A 16,592-nucleotide genomic window follows, 5' to 3' on the forward strand; every position below is an offset into this window, starting at 1 on the left:
GACTGTTCATGTCCATGAGAAACGGAAAGATCATCAAAGCACCACAAGGACTGGAACGTGCTCCAGACAAACAAGGAAGTTTAAAGCAGAATGGGTTATCCGTCATTCAATTCTGTTTGCATACACAGGGGACAACAGGCTCCTATTTTCTGAAAGATCACATGTTGTTGTTCGTTATATCGGGCGTATACACGGTTCGCTTCAAGGATCAGGAGTACACTGTGCGAAGTAATGAAATGGTGTTTCTTCACCAATCGATTCGTATTGATTACATAAAGTCGGGTGAACCTGGATCTGAGTTCATGCTGGACTATATGATGTTTTTCCTTAACGAAAATATGCTTGCGGAGTTTGTTCAGTTTTCTGGATTCAAACCGACGGATACCGTGAATGAAATCGTGCCGGTGTCAATTATACCGGTCAATGAACTCACCCGCTCATATATAGCATCATTGAAACCCTATTTCGAAAATCCAGACGAGGTACAAGACGGACTGATCCGGCTTAAATTCATGGAACTCCTGTTTCATCTGGCACACGCCAATGATCGATTTTTACATCAACTTCTGCAACCAAATCATGATAAAAACAGCGACTTCGGCAAAATAATAGAGGAGAATATTACGAATCCCATTTCTATAAGCGATCTGGCTTATTTGTCTGGCAGAAGCCTGTCTACCTTCAAAAGGGATTTTCAGGCCCTATACCACACGTCACCCTTGAAGTGGATTCGTAATCAGAGGCTGCATAAAGCCAAGAAACTGTTGGCAGAGACATCATTGTGCGTCACCGATGTCTGTTTCTCAACAGGTTTCGAAAACGTTGCCCATTTTTCCAAAGTGTTTAAGCTTCAGTTCGGGCTTCCGCCCTCGGAGTTTAGACAGCAATGCAAACGAAGCAAGGCAAAAATCACATAAAGCCAGCTTAATCTGTCCATACTTTATAAACAAGAAACGATGTACCACTGTTGAGTAAAGCGCTTCGCGATAAATATCGTGAGACGCTTTTTTTCATTATTCGAGAACAAATGAGCTAAATAAACAAATCCAATGAGCTTAGCAGCAAAGAAATGCATCTATTTTCTTGTTATTGTTGTCTCATGCGTTACATGTTGTCGCAACCCAAAAGCTGAGGAGGATTAACCAATGGAATATGTGAAATTAGGAAATACAGGCATGGATGTATCTCGACTTTGTCTTGGCTGCATGGGATTTGGTGAACCGGGACGAGGGTTTCACCAATGGGTATTGGATGAAGAGAATAGTCGTCCCGTCATTCAAAAAGCGTTGGAGTTAGGCATTAATTTCTTTGATACAGCCAATGTATATGCAGGCGGAACAAGTGAGGAGATCCTGGGTCGGGCACTCAAGGACTACGCTAATCGAGATGAAATTGTCATTGCGACAAAAGTGTTTTCCCGTATGCATGATGGTCCGAATGGCGCCGGACTTTCTCGAAAGGCAATTATGAGTGAGATTGACAAGAGCCTCAAGAGATTGGGAACCGACTATGTAGATCTATATCAAATTCACCGCTGGGACAACCATACCCCTATCGAAGAGACCATGGAAGCATTACATGATGTGGTGAAGGCAGGCAAGGCAAGATATATTGGTGCTTCAGCCATGTCTGCATGGCAATTCCAAAAGGCTTTATATGTCGCCGAGAGAAATGGTTGGACCCGCTTTGTATCGATGCAGAACCACTATAATCTGATCTACCGTGAAGAGGAAAGGGAAATGATGCCTCTTTGTCAGGAAGAGAAAATCGGTGTAATTCCCTACAGTCCACTTGCTTCTGGACGGTTGACCAGAGATTGGCAGGAAACCACACAGCGTTCCGAGACGGATCAGGTTCAAAGGGCAAAATACGATGCAACAGCCAGCACCGATCGATTAGTGGTAGAGCAGGTAGCAGAAATCGCTGAAAAACGCGGCGTTCCCCGGGTACAAATCGCTCTTGCCTGGCTGCTGCACAAGAATCCGGTTACAGCTCCGATTATTGGCGCTACGAAGACATCCCATCTCGAAAATGCAGTTGAAGCTCTGTCGATTGCATTAACATCAGAAGAAATGGCGAGCTTGGAAGAACCGTATGTACCTCATCCGGTATATGGACTTAATGCTGGATTTAAGTCATAGCAATATGCTGAAGATGAGTTAATGGGTACGTTTACTACAAAGTAAATAGCTTAGAGTCTAGTAGTAACACCCGACATTAGTCGAGTTCCTCTAACCGACCACAGACAGACGATAACTTCATTTTGGATTGATATAATTCCATAGGTAAATCATTTATAACCAGAAGGAGAATCCAAAATGAAGTCTGTATTACGTTTCATGATTTATCTGATCATTATAGTTGTTGTGGTGGCCGGGGGAGGAACAATCGGGTTCATCAGCACGATGAATTCAGGAATGTCGACTTACGATACATCCGCTCCTGAATTAAACAATGTACAAGTGCCGGAATATGACGCCAGCAAACCGACAGTGGCTGTGCTGCTGGCAAACGAGGTCACCGAAGTATTTGATTTTCTAGTTCCGTACGAGATGTTTGCGATGACGGAAGCTTACAATGTGTACGGTGTTGCACCCAATCGGGAAATTAAGTCTCTAACCGGGGGACTTGATGTAATCCCGCATTATTCTTTTGCTGAGATGGATACGCTGCTCGGAAAAAGTCCGGACATCATTGTCATTCCATTTATGCCAATGTTGGACGAAAACCAATACGCACCTGTACGTGAGTGGATTCAGAAGCACTCAAGTGTTAACACAACATTACTCTCCATTTGTAATGGAGCAGAAAACCTGGCTGATACGGGTTTGCTGGATGGCAAGTCTGCCGCAACGCACTGGGGTGACGTTAACCGTCTCATCAAAAAATATCCCGAAATCCAGTGGGTGAAGGATCAGCGTTATGTTCAACATGGCTCGATTATATCTTCCGCGGGTCTAACTTCCGGTATTGATGCAACACTTCGTGTAATTTCGGATCAATTGGGTGATGCGTCTGCGAAGAAGGTAGCAGAGCAGATGAACTATCCATCATATGATTACGTCTTAAACCCGCATATGAAGCCGTTTAATGCCAAGTTGAGCGATATTTCGTACATAATGAATAATGCTTTTCAATGGAAAAAGGTGAAGGCCGGGGTGCTGTTGTATAACGGAGCAGATGAATTGGATTTGTCTTCCGCTTTTGATACGTATGGTGCTTCCGGTACTACAAGGACACTGACCGTCTCCAACCAAAATGACCCCATTGTAACGAAGCATGGACTGAACATCGTGGCGCGCTATCAGATTGAAAACGTGCCGAAGCTGGAGAAAATGATTATTGTCGGTGCAAATGCGGATTCTGTCGCCGCTGAGGACATCAATAATTGGAGAAACAGTGGTAATCGTGCGGAACTGCTGTTTCTGCATCGTGATGCATCAGAACGGTTTGCAATGGAACCTGCTTTCGAAGATCTGGCAGAACAAGAGGACATCCGAACTGCGAAATTTGCTGCCAAGCGCCTTGAATATCGTGCGTCCGATCACCTGAACCTGAAGGGCAGCGCCTTTTCCTTGGAAGCGTTTCTCATTCCTGTGCTGCTCGGCGTACTGACTTTTCTTATTATTCTCTATATTGATTTGCGTTTCATACGCAAGAAAAAGAAATCCTAATGGCCTCAAATTAAGATGTTCTCTAAACGAAGAAGTGAGTAAGACTAATCAGGTTAATGGAAAAGAGATTAGGTGGCTAATTATGAGCCACCTAATCTCTTTTTTTAATTATTTCTTTAAAATAGCCGGATTCAGTTCATAAGGGAAAGTCTCTTCGATGGTCTCCTTTTTCGTATATCTACTATTTAATCTCATTACTCGAATTCCGGAAACTCTTAGGTGTTTGGTTTTGATGTTTTTTGAAAGACTGAATGAAGTTATTTACATGATTAAAACCAACCCTATGAGCTATTTCGGTTACTGTATAATCAGTTGAAATTAGTAATTCCGCGCTTTTCTTGATCCGGTACTTAATTAAGTAATCATACGGTGTCATATGAATGGTTTTCTTAAAACTCCGGGTGCACTCCGAGATGCTCAGATGTGCTGTATCAGCAATTTCTTGCAGTGTGATATTCGTTGAATACTGCTGATGGATATAGCTGAGCATGAGTTGAAGGCGCTCTTGCTGAAGCTTTACATATTTGGGCGCCTCCTCGGAGGGAAGCGTAATATTATGAATCAAAATTAGCCACAATTGAACGGTTTTGATCGAAACCTCATATTCCCATCCCCACTTTTTTGTCATATCAAATCTCTTTTTCATATCCCATAACATATCTAGCACATTCTGTTGCCATTCTACATCCCCTTTGATTACCAGCGACACCAGTGAAGAGTCTGTATAAGGTAAAACATAATTTTTCTCCATGGCACTATCTGCGTAGAAGGCTAACAGCTTTTCAGGGAAATTAAAACTCACATATTGACCGTTGTGGGTCAGATGGGTTGTAACATGCAGGACTCCCTTATTAATTAGGATAGCTTGACCCGCCAGTAACTCATGATCAACACCGTTAACCTGTATAACCAACCTTCCTTGAGTAACCAATGTAATCTGTAGTTCTTCATGCCAATGCAAGTCATTAAATCCTCTACCTTCAGGAATAATTTTCTCGGAATTAGCTGTGTACATAATGTATGGAAATGAAGCATCAGGGAAAAGAATCGTCTCGTGAAGCTGCTTTGACATTTAAATGTATCCTTTCAAATGGTGATATTTATATACAATATAGCGATATTATTACACAAATAAAACATTAACGATGATATTATTATATCCAATCTTTGTTTTATCACTATAATCCTGTGCACAGAATTTGGATAGAACATGTTGAAGGAGTAAGTATGAAAATGAATAAATCGTTGTATCCGCCTCATCCGTACCTGTTGCTTTTTATCAGCATTTTGTCCATCTCGATATCTTCCATATTAATAAAGTCCTCAGAGACACCAACCTCTGTAGCTGGGATGTACAGATTGTTCATAACGGTAATACTAATGCTTCCTTTTGTTCCTTGGAAAAGTCTTCGAAACCTTAAGATGAGCAAAAAAGATTGGAGTGTTGTATTGTTAGCCGGACTCTTTCTCGGGTTACATTTCTTATGCTGGATGGAGTCATTGGTGCATACCTCCGTTGCAAGTTCCATGGTCATTTTATCGCTGCAGCCCTTATTTGTAATGTTGGGGTCATACTTCATCTTCAAGGAACAAGCAAACATGGTTACGATTCTATGTCTGGTCACAGCCCTTGCAGGGTCAGTTATTATCGCATGGGGTGACATCGGAGTATCTAGAGAGGCACTGATCGGAGATGGATTATCTTTATTGGGTACCATCGCAGTTTCGGCATATATGCTTGCTGGACAAAAAGTCAGTCACAAAATCGATGCAAATGTGTACAGCGTTATTGTCTTCTTCCTTGCGGGGATTGTCTTGCTTATCTACAGTCTAATTAATCATATCTCCCTGACCGGATATAACACTTCAGATTGGATGTATTTCTTGTTGCTTGCCATCATTCCAACCATTTTTGGACAATTTCTTATTAATCTATTATTGAAATCTTTAGGTGCAACGACGCTTTCTGTAGGCATTATTGGAGAGCCTGTTCTTGCAATCATACTCGCCTTTGTATTTCTGGGAGAAACCATCTCTCTGTTTCAATTTATAGGCGGGATGATGACTGTACTTGGCATGGGGGGGTATTTTTGGGCAAAATCCTGGCGATATACCGTTTCTGAAGTTCGAGCTTGACGTGGATTTATACAACGAAAACGATAAGACAAGTAGAAGAGGAGAATATATATGGCTACTATTGATGATTTTTTGAAACTGGATATTCGCGTCGGAACCGTTACAAAAGCTGAGTTTTTTGCAGAAGCGAAAGTGCCTGCGATCAAACTTGAGATTGATTTTGGACAAGAGATTGGAATAAAAAATTCCAGTGCACAAATTACCAAAAGATATGCAGCAGAGGAACTGATCGGACAACAAGTCATAGGGATAGTCAACTTTCCGCCGCGCCGGATAGCCGGGTTTAAATCAGAAGTATTGGTTCTGGGAGGAATACCCGAAAAAGGGGATGTCGTTCTGTTAAAACCAGATATCGAGCTGCCTGACGGAACACCGATTGGATAATAGATCATATTGTCATATTGGCGTAACAGACAACAGGTAAGATGGCTATCGAGGTGATTGATCATGAAGAAAATATCAACCAAGTCGAGTTGGCCCATCGGAAAAAATGTTTTACTCTCGGCGGCCATTTTGGTTGCATTAGGTGGATGCAGTTCTAACTCTGTTTCGACAAAGCCATTGGAGATTTCAGGGATGAACAGCAGTCAGGAGGAGAAGCAGGCTGTTCCTTCGGAGAAAATGAGCTACTGGAATGAACAGCGAAAAGGGACTAATTTTATGAACTCCACATCTCTTCCAGATAACTATGAAGCAGCCAAGGAACAGGGCATTGAGTTCGTCCGGCTTGCGCCCGATAAGTGGAGTAAGGATCGGGATTTTTTGTTCAACGATAAGCCGGATAAACATATTAACGCAGACTTTTTGATAGGCAGTTCGGATAAGTACGAAGGTATCGTGGAAGAGGATTTTGCCCGACTCAAAGCGGATCTTGACGCCGCCGAGGCTAAAGGGATGAAAGTGATTATTACAGTGCTTAGCTTACCGGGAGATCGCTGGCGGCAGTTCAACGGGGCCAAGAACGATGATCGGATCTGGAATGATACTGAATATCACAAACAGGCCGCTCAGTTTTGGAAGGATCTTGCAGCAAGATTGAAAAATCATCCTGCCGTCATCGGCTATAACCTGATTAATGAACCTCATCCGGAAACGGGTACGGGCTTTCATGACTTCTGGACACAGGATTATTCGGAGTGGTATGCCAAAGTGGAACATACCGCAGCTGATCTGAATTCACTCTATGACACGATAACCAAAGAGATCAGGACGGTAGACCAGACAACTCCCATCATTGTAGATTCGGGTCTCTACGCAACACCTTGGGCTTTTACGTACCTGAAGCCGATGGATGATCCTAACGTGCTGTATGCTTTTCATATGTATGAGCCTTATGAGATGACAAGCCAGAACCAGAAAAAAGGATTTACGTATTCTTATCCGGGGAGCGTAAAGGTCGGAAATGACGAGACGGAAAAAGAGTTTGACCGTCAGACCCTGAAACAATTTGTCGAGCCTGTCGCCAAGTGGGCGTCCGATCATAACATACCTGCGAACCGGATTATAGCTTCCGAATTCGGAACGAACCGAATGGTTCACGGTGCAGATCGCTACATGTCGGATCTGATATCTATCTTTAATGAGTACGGATGGCATTGGGCTTTCTATGCATTTCGCGAAGATACGTGGGATGGGATGGATTATGAATTAGGCAGTGAGAAGCCCAACTGGAAGTATTGGGATGCCATTGAAAAAGGGGAGCAGCCTGCACGCGGTACGGCAGACAATCCACTCTGGAATGAGATAAGAGCAAGTCTGACGAATTGAAATAGAGAAGAGAAGGATCACCAATGTATTCTCACTTATTCTACTAAAGCTAGAATGTAGAACAGCCTCCGAAAAATTATTCGGGGGCTGTTCTTAATTTGAAGTTCATTCTGATAATGAATTCTGGAATAACTAGCAGCAAAGCAATAGAGCCATAAATACTTATAATGTAGCTTGCAGCATAAACCAACCCGAAACCTTGATGAAGAAGGGAAGTGATGAGGTGAATCAACATGTTCGTGAAACAGAAGGCATAACTACGAATCATCCAGTTCCGGTGTTGGATCATTCGTTTCTGTTTAATCTGAATGAGAGCCGTAATCGTAATGAACAGCCAGATGATATTAAGCGCATTGAAGCCCATACTGCTTATTTTCCCGCCAGTGGCGTAAGGTGCCATATAACCGGAAGTCAGTACAACAAGCACTACGGATACAATGTAAACATAACCGTTTATACGGTGGAACCTGCGGCTCTTTTTAAAAATCCGATTAGAGAAGTTGACCAGTCCAGACGCCATGGCCAAACATGCAAATGCAACATGAACGTACATGACATTCAGCCAGATCGGAAGATGAAGCTCACGCTTTAAACCCGTCTTGTGGCTTAAAAAGTCTGAGGCTTGTGGGTCTATCCAATAGTTCTTCACCAAAGCATACACAATAAATAAAATACTGACACAGGCCAGCCATCCGTATAATGTTCCTCGTTTCTTCATATTCACCTACAACCCCCGAGATTCCTTTTTGTGCAATATGACAACCAGGCTAGTTTATTCGTTTTCCAGTTAATTTGGAAGCAGGAAGAAGGCCAGCTTTAGCGAATCCGCTCATCTGATCTCCATCCACGGCAACTTCGAATTTAAGATTCAAACGCATGGGTTTGGTAATCGGCAGGGACCAGGTCAACTTGTTGTCGCAGAGTACAGGGTTCACAAAAGGGATTGTTTCATCACCTTGTGTGGCCGTGCCCTGAATCACATTGGAACTTGTCGTTATGTAGAGCTTGACCTCCAGCTTACCTACAGGTGTAGCGATTGTTGTGTCCCAATTACCGTCAAAGATGGATGTCTGTGTTTTTTCGTTAGGCAATATGTCCGAGATTACTGTCGTTTGATTCATGACAATGCTTGGTTCGTTGTCCGTTAACGACTTGTGAGTGCTGGGTATCATGCCTTTCGTTCTCCAAACGGTTCCTCTTCGCTCATACTCAAACAACTGTTCTATCACGTGTGCAATACGCGGTCCCAGTTCACGTTCGACCAGATACAGCGCAACATCGAGTCCCGAGGTCACACCGCCACCAGTAACCAGATTACCATCATCCACTACGCGTGCCGGGACAGGAATTGCCCCAGTCGCACCAAGTAAATCCATACCCAAATGATGCGTTACCGCATGTCTGCCTTCCAGGACTCCTCCCATGGCTAACAAAAGGGAACCACCGCAGACGGTAGCGATTACGATGTCTTTGTGTTCGAGAGCTGCCTTGACCTTAGTGGTCAATCCCGTATTCATGGCTTTGCCCAGAATAGCTGGAATCGAGTCTGGACCATCTCCTTCAACATCACCAGCTGCACCAGGCACAAGTATGATACCCTCACGTTCCGGGTCCAGTGTGTCGATCGCTTCGATTGTCAATCCATTCACACCGCTTGTCACAGCTCTTGGTCCTTCAGCCGTGACCAGTTCTACCTTGAGTGCCTTGTCCGTATACGTGGAAGCCGCGCAAAATACTTCGTAAGGTGCAATAGCATCCATTAGGTCGAAGCCGTCAAATAAGACGATTTGAACAGTTAACATTAACCCATCCCCTTAACTATATTTTGTCAAAAGATCTTTCAGCAAGTGATATTCCTTGTCGTCAATTTCTCCTTTAGCCATTCGACTGGACGAAGTAGGATACAGGTCGTTCTTGCTAACAGGTAGAATCATAACAAATGAATATCTCAAAGAAAGTCGTAGAAAGGTCACAAAACGATAAACAAATCATCACAGAGTACAGCTTCATCTTGGTAATGGAAGAAAAAATGATAAACTAGATGGCAGAGGTGGGATAAGCATGAGTAATTATCATACGATACTTGTTGTTGATGATGACGAGAGTATCGTCGAACTATTAAGAGACTTTCTAGAGAACGATCATTTCCATGTAAAGACTGCTTGTGAACCGGAGCAAGCGTGGACCATACTTCAACAACATTCGATAGATTGTATTGTTCTGGACATCATGATGCCGGGACAAAACGGATTTGAGTTATGCCGTCGAATTCGAGGGGACAGCAATGTTCCAATCCTATTCTTGAGTGCCCGCAGTGATGATGTGGACAAGATCCGTGGTTTGACACTCGGCGGGGATGATTATATTGTCAAAACTGCTTCGCCTGGGGAAATTGTGGCCAGAGTGAAAGCCGTTTTGAGACGCACTACTTCCAGGCATCCCATGGAAGGGAAGATCTTGGATTATGGACGCATCCAGTTGAATCTGACAGCAAGAGAGGTCCTGATTGAAGGGGTGAAAGTCGAGCTTACACCGAAAGAATATGAGTTGTTGCGATTATTTGCGGAACACCCGAGGCAGGTTTTCTCCTACGAACAACTGCTTGCAAAGTTTTGGGAGGGTGTAGGCGACAGGCACACCATTCGCGTTCATCTGAGCCGGCTTCGTGAAAAAATTGAATCCGATCCAAACCATCCACAATTCCTCATCAACGTGTGGGGAGTAGGATACCGCTTTGAGGGAGTGTAACATGAGAAAACTTCGCATTCGTACATTTACTATGCTTTGCCTATTCTTCTTGCTTACGATGCCTTGGATCTTTTTTGTCACGGCTCACTTTATGGACACTCAGTCGTTTAGCATCTCTACTAGCCAACAGCAAAATAAAACGCTGCAAAGACATCTGAGCGAGATGATTCACACGATTGAAGCTGGCACGGATAAATGGACGGATACCGGTTGGCAAAACGAACTTCATACCAAGTTGAGCAAAGCAAAGATGGATGTGGTGATTGAATCTGCGTCCAATTCGGAAATATATCGTTCCACCCAAAAGTATCATAGTAGATTATCGTCGACTGAGCAGTTTTCTGTCATAAAAGATGGACAATTACTGGGAAGGGTAGTTCTTTATCTTCCCAAATCCAACGGAGTTCCAATGCTTGCAGCATTTATTGGGCTGCTGCTTGCTTTCTTTGTGGTTGGAGTTGAAATGAGACGATTCCTCCTTAAACCACTTGAGAAGATGAGCAAGGCGGCCAGACAAATTGCAGCAGGGCATTGGGAAGTGCAGTTACCCAACTCCAGAATTACGGAAATCGCCGAAGTCCGGGACGGATTTGAGGTTATGGTAAAAGGACTCGAGCAATCCCACCGGAAACAAGCGGAGCTCGAGGAAGAACGCAGATTTGTCATCGCTGCCGTTGCACATGATTTACGCACACCGTTGTTTGCCTTGCGGGGGTATTTGGATGGATTGGAACAAGGTATAGCTCAGTCGCCGGAGAAGGTCACACGGTATATTGCCGTATGCAAAGAGAAATCCGCCCAATTGGATCGATTGGTTGAGGACCTCTTCACTTTTACAAAAATGGAGTACTTGGAAAGTGAACTTAACACGAGAACGCTTGATTTAACACAGATCCTCCGAAGATCGATAGAGAGTGTGAGTCCACAAGCTGAGCAGAAACATATTTCTATCTTAAAGCAATTAACTGATGGTTGTTTGATTAACGGAGATTCGTATGTATTGGAGCGTGCGATGAACAATATATTGGAGAATGCGGTTAGATATACGTCATCAGGTGGCTCAATAACAGTCCAATGCTGTAAAGACGGCAATAAAATCAGGTTTATGATCCGTGATACCGGACCTGGTTTCTCTTTCGAAGAATTAGAGCGCGTTTTTGAACCTCTGTATCGCGGGGAAACGTCTCGAAGTCGTGCAACTGGAGGCAGTGGATTAGGATTAACGATCTCACAACGAATGATGAAGCAACATGGAGGCGAACTTATGGTAAGCAACCACCCTGACGGTGGAGCAGTTCTAACAGGATGTTTACCGCTAGCTGACTTGAATTAAAATGATCGGCAACTCCTTATCTCCTAAAACCATGGTTGGTTATTTAACATGTATTACGTGGATTTTTGACTTCAGACTGGAAGAGAGGTAAACCTGACCTCAGCTTCCAGTCTGGATATCCTGATATTATGCTTGATTTGTTAACGTCTTAGATATAATATGTTCATATGTTTAAACTCTTAAACGTAATGGAGTGATTTAAATGCAGGCTATGGTTATTGAGAAATACGGGAAGAATGTTCCCTTGATACAGAAAGAAATGCCTGCTCCTCAAATCGGAGATCATGATGTATTGGTGGAAATCCATGCAGCAAGCTTAAATCCGATTGATTTTAAAATAAAAGAGGGCAAGGTAAAGCTCTTGTTGAATTATAAGATGCCATTGATTCTTGGGAATGATTTTTCCGGGGTTGTGGTCAAGGTTGGTAAACAGGTGAACGCTTATAAACCTGGAGATGAGGTATATGGCAGACCTCGTAAAGACCGAATTGGAACTTTGGCTGAATACATTGCTGTCCATGAAGAAGACATCTCGCTGAAGCCCCAAAACTTAAACTTTGAAGAAGCAGCATCCATACCACTGGTCGGTCTTACGACATATCAAGCTTTTTACGATATTTTGAAGCTTCAGAAAGGCCAAAAAATATTAATTCATGCAGGATCAGGAGGGGTTGGCACGTTCGCCATCCAGTTGGCCAAATTAATGGGAGCTTACGTCGCCACTACTGCCAGCGATAGAGGTTACGAATTGGTCCAATCCCTTGGTGCGGACCGTATTATCAATTATCGTAAAGAACATTTTGAAGAAATGCTGTCGGAATATGATGCGGTGTATGACACATTAGGAGGCGAGGTACTGGAAAAATCCTTTCAAGTACTTAAGCCCCATGGAAAAATAGTATCCATTTCCGGCTTGCCAAACGCGAGATTCGGGCGAGAAGCCAATTTGGGCTGGTTAAAGACCACACTGCTATCGATTGTGAGCCATAAGATTACAACTCTTGAGAAGAAAAACCAAGCAAGTTATCATTTTCTCTTTATGAAACCAAGCGGGGTTCAATTAGAGCGAATAAAGGGTTACGTGGAGGAAGGTCTCATTAAACCGGTTATTGATAAGGTTTATGATTTTGAAGATGTCGGGCAAGCGTTTCAGTATCTCGAAGGGGGAAGTGCCAAAGGGAAGGTCATCATTAAAATGAAGTAAGAGTTCAATAGAGATGGATTCCGTTCTTGTCCGAATGGAGAACAAGAACGGATACTTTTCTGATCGGACAGAGTAATGAATCAAAACCCAAATTGGATTTCTTTTTATTTTATCGGTATCCAAATTTGAGGTGGCTGGTGCGGTCCTGGATATACTTCCAGCTCGGGTATACCTGCATGCTCGTAAGGATTGGAAGGGAACCATTCGGAGATAATCTGCTTCCATAAGCGCTGCATACTTTCTGGCATCGGACCTTCGATTTCAAAAACACTCCATTTGCAAGCCGGAAAGGTGAATGAGGATAACCCTTCAGGTACTTCACCATCATACGCCGTAGCAATCCAGTATTCCATCTGCTTCACCTGGATTTCGTTCTGATCCACACAGACGCCTAGCAACCCCTTAATTACACCATTATTCAATTCAAATAAACGATCTTCTGTACCACTCGTATACGCATCCTGCCACATCTTGGCTATGCCTCGTAAGTTTTCCCCATCAATATAAGAGAAAGCCTGCTTTATCCCAACTACGGTAAAGGCATCTTGTTCAACAATTCTGTGATTCATCGGTTCTGCTCCTTTTAGACTTAATTGAATAACCAAACGATTATACGATTTGATAGAAGTACTGTTCTTACGCGCTTCACTGGGGGCAATTCCGTGCTGCCTCCGAAAAGCTTTGGAGAAAGATTCAGGAGTGTCATAACCATACTTGAGCGCCAGATCAATGATTTTTTGATCACTTTGTATAAGTTCATTGGCTGCCAAGGTTAACCGTCTTCGTCTGATATATTCGGCTACCGTAACATCAGTTAATAAGGCAAACGTACGTTGAAAATGAAAGGGAGAAATATGAGCTTGAGCTGCAATTTGCTCCATAGTCATATTTTCGAACAAATGATCTTCGATATAAGCAATAGCTAGTTGTAATGATTCGATCCAGTTCATACGATGAACCACTCCTTGATTCCAATAATAGATGAAAACTGATTCAAGAACCTGTCATTATGTGCTTTAATTTGTCCGGTTAGGGAAGGAGGAGAGGGAAAACCCAATCCACACGTAAAAAAAAGATGACCCCTGATGATTTCAAAGGCCATCTTTTGGCAAACGAAAAAAAAGAATTGAACGAAAAATAACGCTATGATATAATCGTTAGCGCCATTGACAAAAAAAATAAAGTATGTACTTGTTTTTATCCCTACTTTAATTTTACATCTGGAATTTTGATTTGTCAATGCTCTTTTTCATCCCAAAAATAGGAAAAGGAGTGGTTCGGAGAGATGCAAACAAAAGAGTGGCAGCTGGAACAGGAAAGACTGGACTCTGTAAGGAACAAACTACAGGCCAGAATCACAGAATTGGAGCCAGAGGTTGCCGGGATGTGGGACCAGGCTTCGGAAATTCGCAAGCGCTTTTGGGAAGAAGTAACGATCAATACTAGCACCCAAGAAGATTTCGAAGAGACCTTCTACACCATTAACCAGCAGTCCGCGGTATTGGCCGAGCGGGAACGGGGTCACATGCGGTTGACGCAGCAATGGAATAACATGAAACGTCTGCTCCCGTCCCCCTATTTTGGCCGCATCGACTTTCAAGAGAAAGGTCTGGCCCACAACGATCAGATCTATATCGGCGTATCTTCCTTTGTCGACGAAGACGGATTGAGCTTTCTGATCTATGATTGGCGTACACCGATTGCGAGCATGTACTATGACTCTTCCCCCGGCATAGCGTCCTATGTGACGCCGATCGGAAGAATCGAAGGCACAATAGAGCTCAAAAGGCAATTTCAGATCCAAAACGGACAAATCAACAACATGTTTGATGCAAATGAAACGATTGGTGACCAATTGTTGCAGCAAGTGCTCGGCAAAGGTGCGGATTCACAAATGAAAAGCATCGTGGCAACCATTCAGAAGGAACAAAACGCCATTATCCGTAACGACACATGCCGAATGCTTATCGTACAAGGAGCAGCCGGTAGCGGTAAAACTTCCGCAGCCTTGCAGCGAGTGGCGTACTTATTGTACAAACACCGCCAGACGATCAGTGCTGATCAGATCGTCCTGTTCTCACCGAATCCGATGTTTGGCAGTTATATTTCCACTGTTCTTCCGGAGCTCGGTGAAGATAATATGCAGCAGACTACTTTTCAACAATATCTCGACTACTGGCTCGGCTCTTCGTTGCGTCCGGAGGATGTGTTTGATCAGATTGAATATGTACTGACCGCGCATGAAGCTCCAGGCTATGAGGCTCGGCTTCAGGGGATTGAATATAAAGCCTCCGATGCTTTTCTGCAAGCCTTGCAGAACTATGGAAACTGGCTGGGGCAGGAAGGCATGCGATTCAACAGCATTCGCTTCCGGAACCGTGATTTGATTACTGCGGAGCAAATGAGAGCCAAATTTTACGGTTATGATCGTTTCCTGCCCTTGCTAAATCGCGTTGTACTTTTGCAGGAATGGCTGCTGAAAGAGCTGGCTTCCCTGGAACGGATGGAACGTGAAGAAGCGTGGGTGCAAGAAGAATTGAATTATCTCGACAACGATCAGTATGCGGATATCTTCGAAATGCTGCATAAAGATAAGGAAGTATTCGATATCGCGGAGCAATACGCTCAAATTCGCGAGAAAATAAGCAAAAAGCGTCGGGAAGATGAAGGTGATTTTGACTTTGCTCAGAAGGAGGAGGACCTGCTCAGCCGCAAGATCGTGAAAGAACGTTTTAGCCCACTAAGAAAAGGTATCAAGAAATTCTCGTTTGTTGATATCAAAGGCATATATGGCGAATTGTTTGTTGACGAAGCCACTTATCGGCAGAAAACGAATGCTGCGGTTATCCCTGCGCTATGGCCTGAGATATGCAGTCAAACCAAGGACAGCCTGCTCCGGAACGAGTTATTCCATGAGGATGCGACTCCCTGTTTGTATGTTAAAGAACTGATTGAAGGTGTCCGAACGAACACAGAAATCAAGTATGTCTTCGTTGATGAAGGTCAGGATTATTCAACATTTCAATATGAATATCTCAAAAAGCTGTTCCCAAGAGCCCGCATGACCGTGCTCGGCGATTTCGGGCAAGCGATTTTCACGCAGGCTACCCATTTGACCGCAGCTGATTCACCACTGGTCCGTCTCTACGGTGAAGCCGAAACAAGCCTTTTCTCCCTAGTACGCAGTTACCGCTCTACGAAGGAGATTGTTGAATTTACAAGAGCGATGCTTCCAGACGGAGATGAAATTGTACCTTTTGAAAGAAAAGGCCTAAAGCCCCTGCTGACAAGAAGCAACGACAGAGAGAGGTTGGATGCACAAATGGTGGCAGATATCGCGGCGCTAAGAGCCGAGGGCTTTGATTCCATCGCTATTATTACGAAGACCGCCGCCGAAAGCCTCAAGGCCCATGAGTCGTTACAGGTTCAAGGAGGCGAAACGTTGCAGCTCGTTACGAAGGAAACGTTCAACTTTGAAAAAGGTGTAATGGTCATCCCTGTGTACCTCGCCAAAGGTGTAGAGTTCGATGCAGTCTTGGTGTATGATGCTTCCTCTGGAGCTTATGGTCGAGAAAATGAACGCAAGCTTCTTTATACGGCGTGTACGCGCGCTATGCATCGCCTTCATCTATACACGACGTGCGATTGGTCGCCTTTCATACAGGCCTTGCCAGCCGATTTGTATGAGGAATCAGGGACCTTTACAACGGAATAAACATGCTCGTATTGT

General features: G+C 43.7%; 14 protein-coding genes. 10 read left to right on the top strand and 4 right to left on the bottom strand.

The window, feature by feature from the left end; translation table 11 throughout:
• Positions 1 to 8 precede the first annotated feature (8 nt).
• The 3 genes from BMY78_RS10920 to BMY78_RS10930 all read left to right on the top strand — a co-directional run bounded on the left by BMY78_RS10920 (position 9) and on the right by BMY78_RS10930 (position 3,674).
• Positions 9 to 917, top strand: a complete 909-nt coding sequence (locus BMY78_RS10920; RefSeq protein WP_090897944.1) for a helix-turn-helix domain-containing protein — start codon at positions 9 to 11, stop codon at positions 915 to 917.
• A 228-nt stretch (positions 918 to 1,145) separates the two neighbouring features.
• Positions 1,146 to 2,141: an aldo/keto reductase gene (locus BMY78_RS10925; protein WP_090897947.1), complete on the top strand. Its 996-nt coding sequence runs from the start codon at positions 1,146 to 1,148 to the stop codon at positions 2,139 to 2,141.
• Between the two features lie 177 nt (positions 2,142 to 2,318).
• A complete protein-coding gene (locus tag BMY78_RS10930) occupies positions 2,319 to 3,674 on the top strand; it encodes a DJ-1/PfpI family protein (RefSeq protein ID WP_090897950.1) in 1,356 nt (451 codons plus the stop codon).
• A 181-nt stretch (positions 3,675 to 3,855) separates the two neighbouring features.
• On the opposite strand, the gene BMY78_RS10935 is transcribed toward BMY78_RS10930, so the two are convergent.
• On the bottom strand, positions 3,856 to 4,746 hold the full coding sequence (locus tag BMY78_RS10935) for an AraC family transcriptional regulator (protein WP_090897953.1): 891 nt from the start codon (positions 4,744 to 4,746) through the stop codon (positions 3,856 to 3,858).
• 161 nt (positions 4,747 to 4,907) lie between these two features.
• Between BMY78_RS10935 and BMY78_RS10940 the strand changes: the two genes are divergently transcribed.
• The 3 genes from BMY78_RS10940 to BMY78_RS10950 all read left to right on the top strand — a co-directional run bounded on the left by BMY78_RS10940 (position 4,908) and on the right by BMY78_RS10950 (position 7,577).
• On the top strand, positions 4,908 to 5,810 hold the full coding sequence (locus tag BMY78_RS10940) for a DMT family transporter (RefSeq protein WP_256222055.1): 903 nt from the start codon (positions 4,908 to 4,910) through the stop codon (positions 5,808 to 5,810).
• 51 nt (positions 5,811 to 5,861) lie between these two features.
• A complete protein-coding gene (gene csaA / locus BMY78_RS10945; RefSeq protein WP_090897959.1) occupies positions 5,862 to 6,194 on the top strand; it encodes a chaperone CsaA in 333 nt (110 codons plus the stop codon).
• A 192-nt stretch (positions 6,195 to 6,386) separates the two neighbouring features.
• On the top strand, positions 6,387 to 7,577 hold the full coding sequence (locus tag BMY78_RS10950; RefSeq protein ID WP_090897961.1) for a glycoside hydrolase family 5 protein: 1,191 nt from the start codon (positions 6,387 to 6,389) through the stop codon (positions 7,575 to 7,577).
• A 76-nt stretch (positions 7,578 to 7,653) separates the two neighbouring features.
• On the opposite strand, the gene BMY78_RS10955 is transcribed toward BMY78_RS10950, so the two are convergent.
• The gene (locus BMY78_RS10955) at positions 7,654 to 8,295 is read right to left on the bottom strand and encodes a DUF2306 domain-containing protein (RefSeq protein WP_090897964.1); all 642 of its coding nucleotides are present in this window, start codon (positions 8,293 to 8,295) and stop codon (positions 7,654 to 7,656) included.
• 49 nt (positions 8,296 to 8,344) lie between these two features.
• Positions 8,345 to 9,379 (bottom strand): DJ-1/PfpI family protein, encoded by a 1,035-nt coding sequence (locus tag BMY78_RS10960; protein ID WP_090897967.1) that lies wholly within the window; start codon positions 9,377 to 9,379, stop codon positions 8,345 to 8,347.
• 259 nt (positions 9,380 to 9,638) lie between these two features.
• On the opposite strand from BMY78_RS10960, the gene BMY78_RS10965 reads away from it, so the two are divergent.
• From BMY78_RS10965 to BMY78_RS10975, 3 genes are all read left to right on the top strand, one after another.
• Complete coding sequence (locus BMY78_RS10965; RefSeq protein WP_090897970.1) at positions 9,639 to 10,325, top strand: response regulator transcription factor; 687 nt, start codon at positions 9,639 to 9,641, stop codon at positions 10,323 to 10,325.
• A gap of 1 nt (position 10,326) precedes the next feature.
• Positions 10,327 to 11,658 carry a sensor histidine kinase gene (locus BMY78_RS10970; RefSeq protein WP_090897973.1) on the top strand — a complete coding sequence of 444 codons (1,332 nt, stop codon included), beginning with the start codon at positions 10,327 to 10,329 and terminating at the stop codon, positions 11,656 to 11,658.
• A 202-nt stretch (positions 11,659 to 11,860) separates the two neighbouring features.
• Entirely contained in the window at positions 11,861 to 12,862 is a 1,002-nt protein-coding gene (locus BMY78_RS10975) for an NADP-dependent oxidoreductase (RefSeq protein ID WP_090897976.1), read from the top strand.
• Positions 12,863 to 12,966: 104 nt separating this feature from the next.
• On the opposite strand, the gene BMY78_RS10980 is transcribed toward BMY78_RS10975, so the two are convergent.
• Complete coding sequence (locus BMY78_RS10980) at positions 12,967 to 13,812, bottom strand: AraC family transcriptional regulator (RefSeq protein ID WP_090897978.1); 846 nt, start codon at positions 13,810 to 13,812, stop codon at positions 12,967 to 12,969.
• 335 nt (positions 13,813 to 14,147) lie between these two features.
• Here BMY78_RS10980 and helD point away from each other — a divergent pair, with 335 nt between their 5' ends.
• Positions 14,148 to 16,577, top strand: coding sequence for an RNA polymerase recycling motor HelD (gene helD / locus BMY78_RS10990; protein ID WP_090897984.1), 2,430 nt, complete (start codon positions 14,148 to 14,150; stop codon positions 16,575 to 16,577).
• The last annotated feature ends 15 nt before the right edge of the window (positions 16,578 to 16,592 follow it).

This window comes from Paenibacillus sp. OK076 (assembly GCF_900110055.1).
Classification (GTDB): domain Bacteria; phylum Bacillota; class Bacilli; order Paenibacillales; family Paenibacillaceae; genus Paenibacillus.

Coding starts and splice junctions, on each gene's coding strand:
- BMY78_RS10920 (WP_090897944.1), top strand. CDS start 9: ATGTCCATGAGAAACGGAAAGATCATCAAAGCACCACAAGGACTGGAA.
- BMY78_RS10925 (WP_090897947.1), top strand. CDS start 1,146: ATGGAATATGTGAAATTAGGAAATACAGGCATGGATGTATCTCGACTT.
- BMY78_RS10930 (WP_090897950.1), top strand. CDS start 2,319: ATGAAGTCTGTATTACGTTTCATGATTTATCTGATCATTATAGTTGTT.
- BMY78_RS10935 (WP_090897953.1), bottom strand. CDS start 4,746: ATGTCAAAGCAGCTTCACGAGACGATTCTTTTCCCTGATGCTTCATTT.
- BMY78_RS10940 (WP_256222055.1), top strand. CDS start 4,908: ATGAATAAATCGTTGTATCCGCCTCATCCGTACCTGTTGCTTTTTATC.
- csaA (WP_090897959.1), top strand. CDS start 5,862: ATGGCTACTATTGATGATTTTTTGAAACTGGATATTCGCGTCGGAACC.
- BMY78_RS10950 (WP_090897961.1), top strand. CDS start 6,387: ATGAACAGCAGTCAGGAGGAGAAGCAGGCTGTTCCTTCGGAGAAAATG.
- BMY78_RS10955 (WP_090897964.1), bottom strand. CDS start 8,295: ATGAAGAAACGAGGAACATTATACGGATGGCTGGCCTGTGTCAGTATT.
- BMY78_RS10960 (WP_090897967.1), bottom strand. CDS start 9,379: ATGTTAACTGTTCAAATCGTCTTATTTGACGGCTTCGACCTAATGGAT.
- BMY78_RS10965 (WP_090897970.1), top strand. CDS start 9,639: ATGAGTAATTATCATACGATACTTGTTGTTGATGATGACGAGAGTATC.
- BMY78_RS10970 (WP_090897973.1), top strand. CDS start 10,327: ATGAGAAAACTTCGCATTCGTACATTTACTATGCTTTGCCTATTCTTC.
- BMY78_RS10975 (WP_090897976.1), top strand. CDS start 11,861: ATGCAGGCTATGGTTATTGAGAAATACGGGAAGAATGTTCCCTTGATA.
- BMY78_RS10980 (WP_090897978.1), bottom strand. CDS start 13,812: ATGAACTGGATCGAATCATTACAACTAGCTATTGCTTATATCGAAGAT.
- helD (WP_090897984.1), top strand. CDS start 14,148: ATGCAAACAAAAGAGTGGCAGCTGGAACAGGAAAGACTGGACTCTGTA.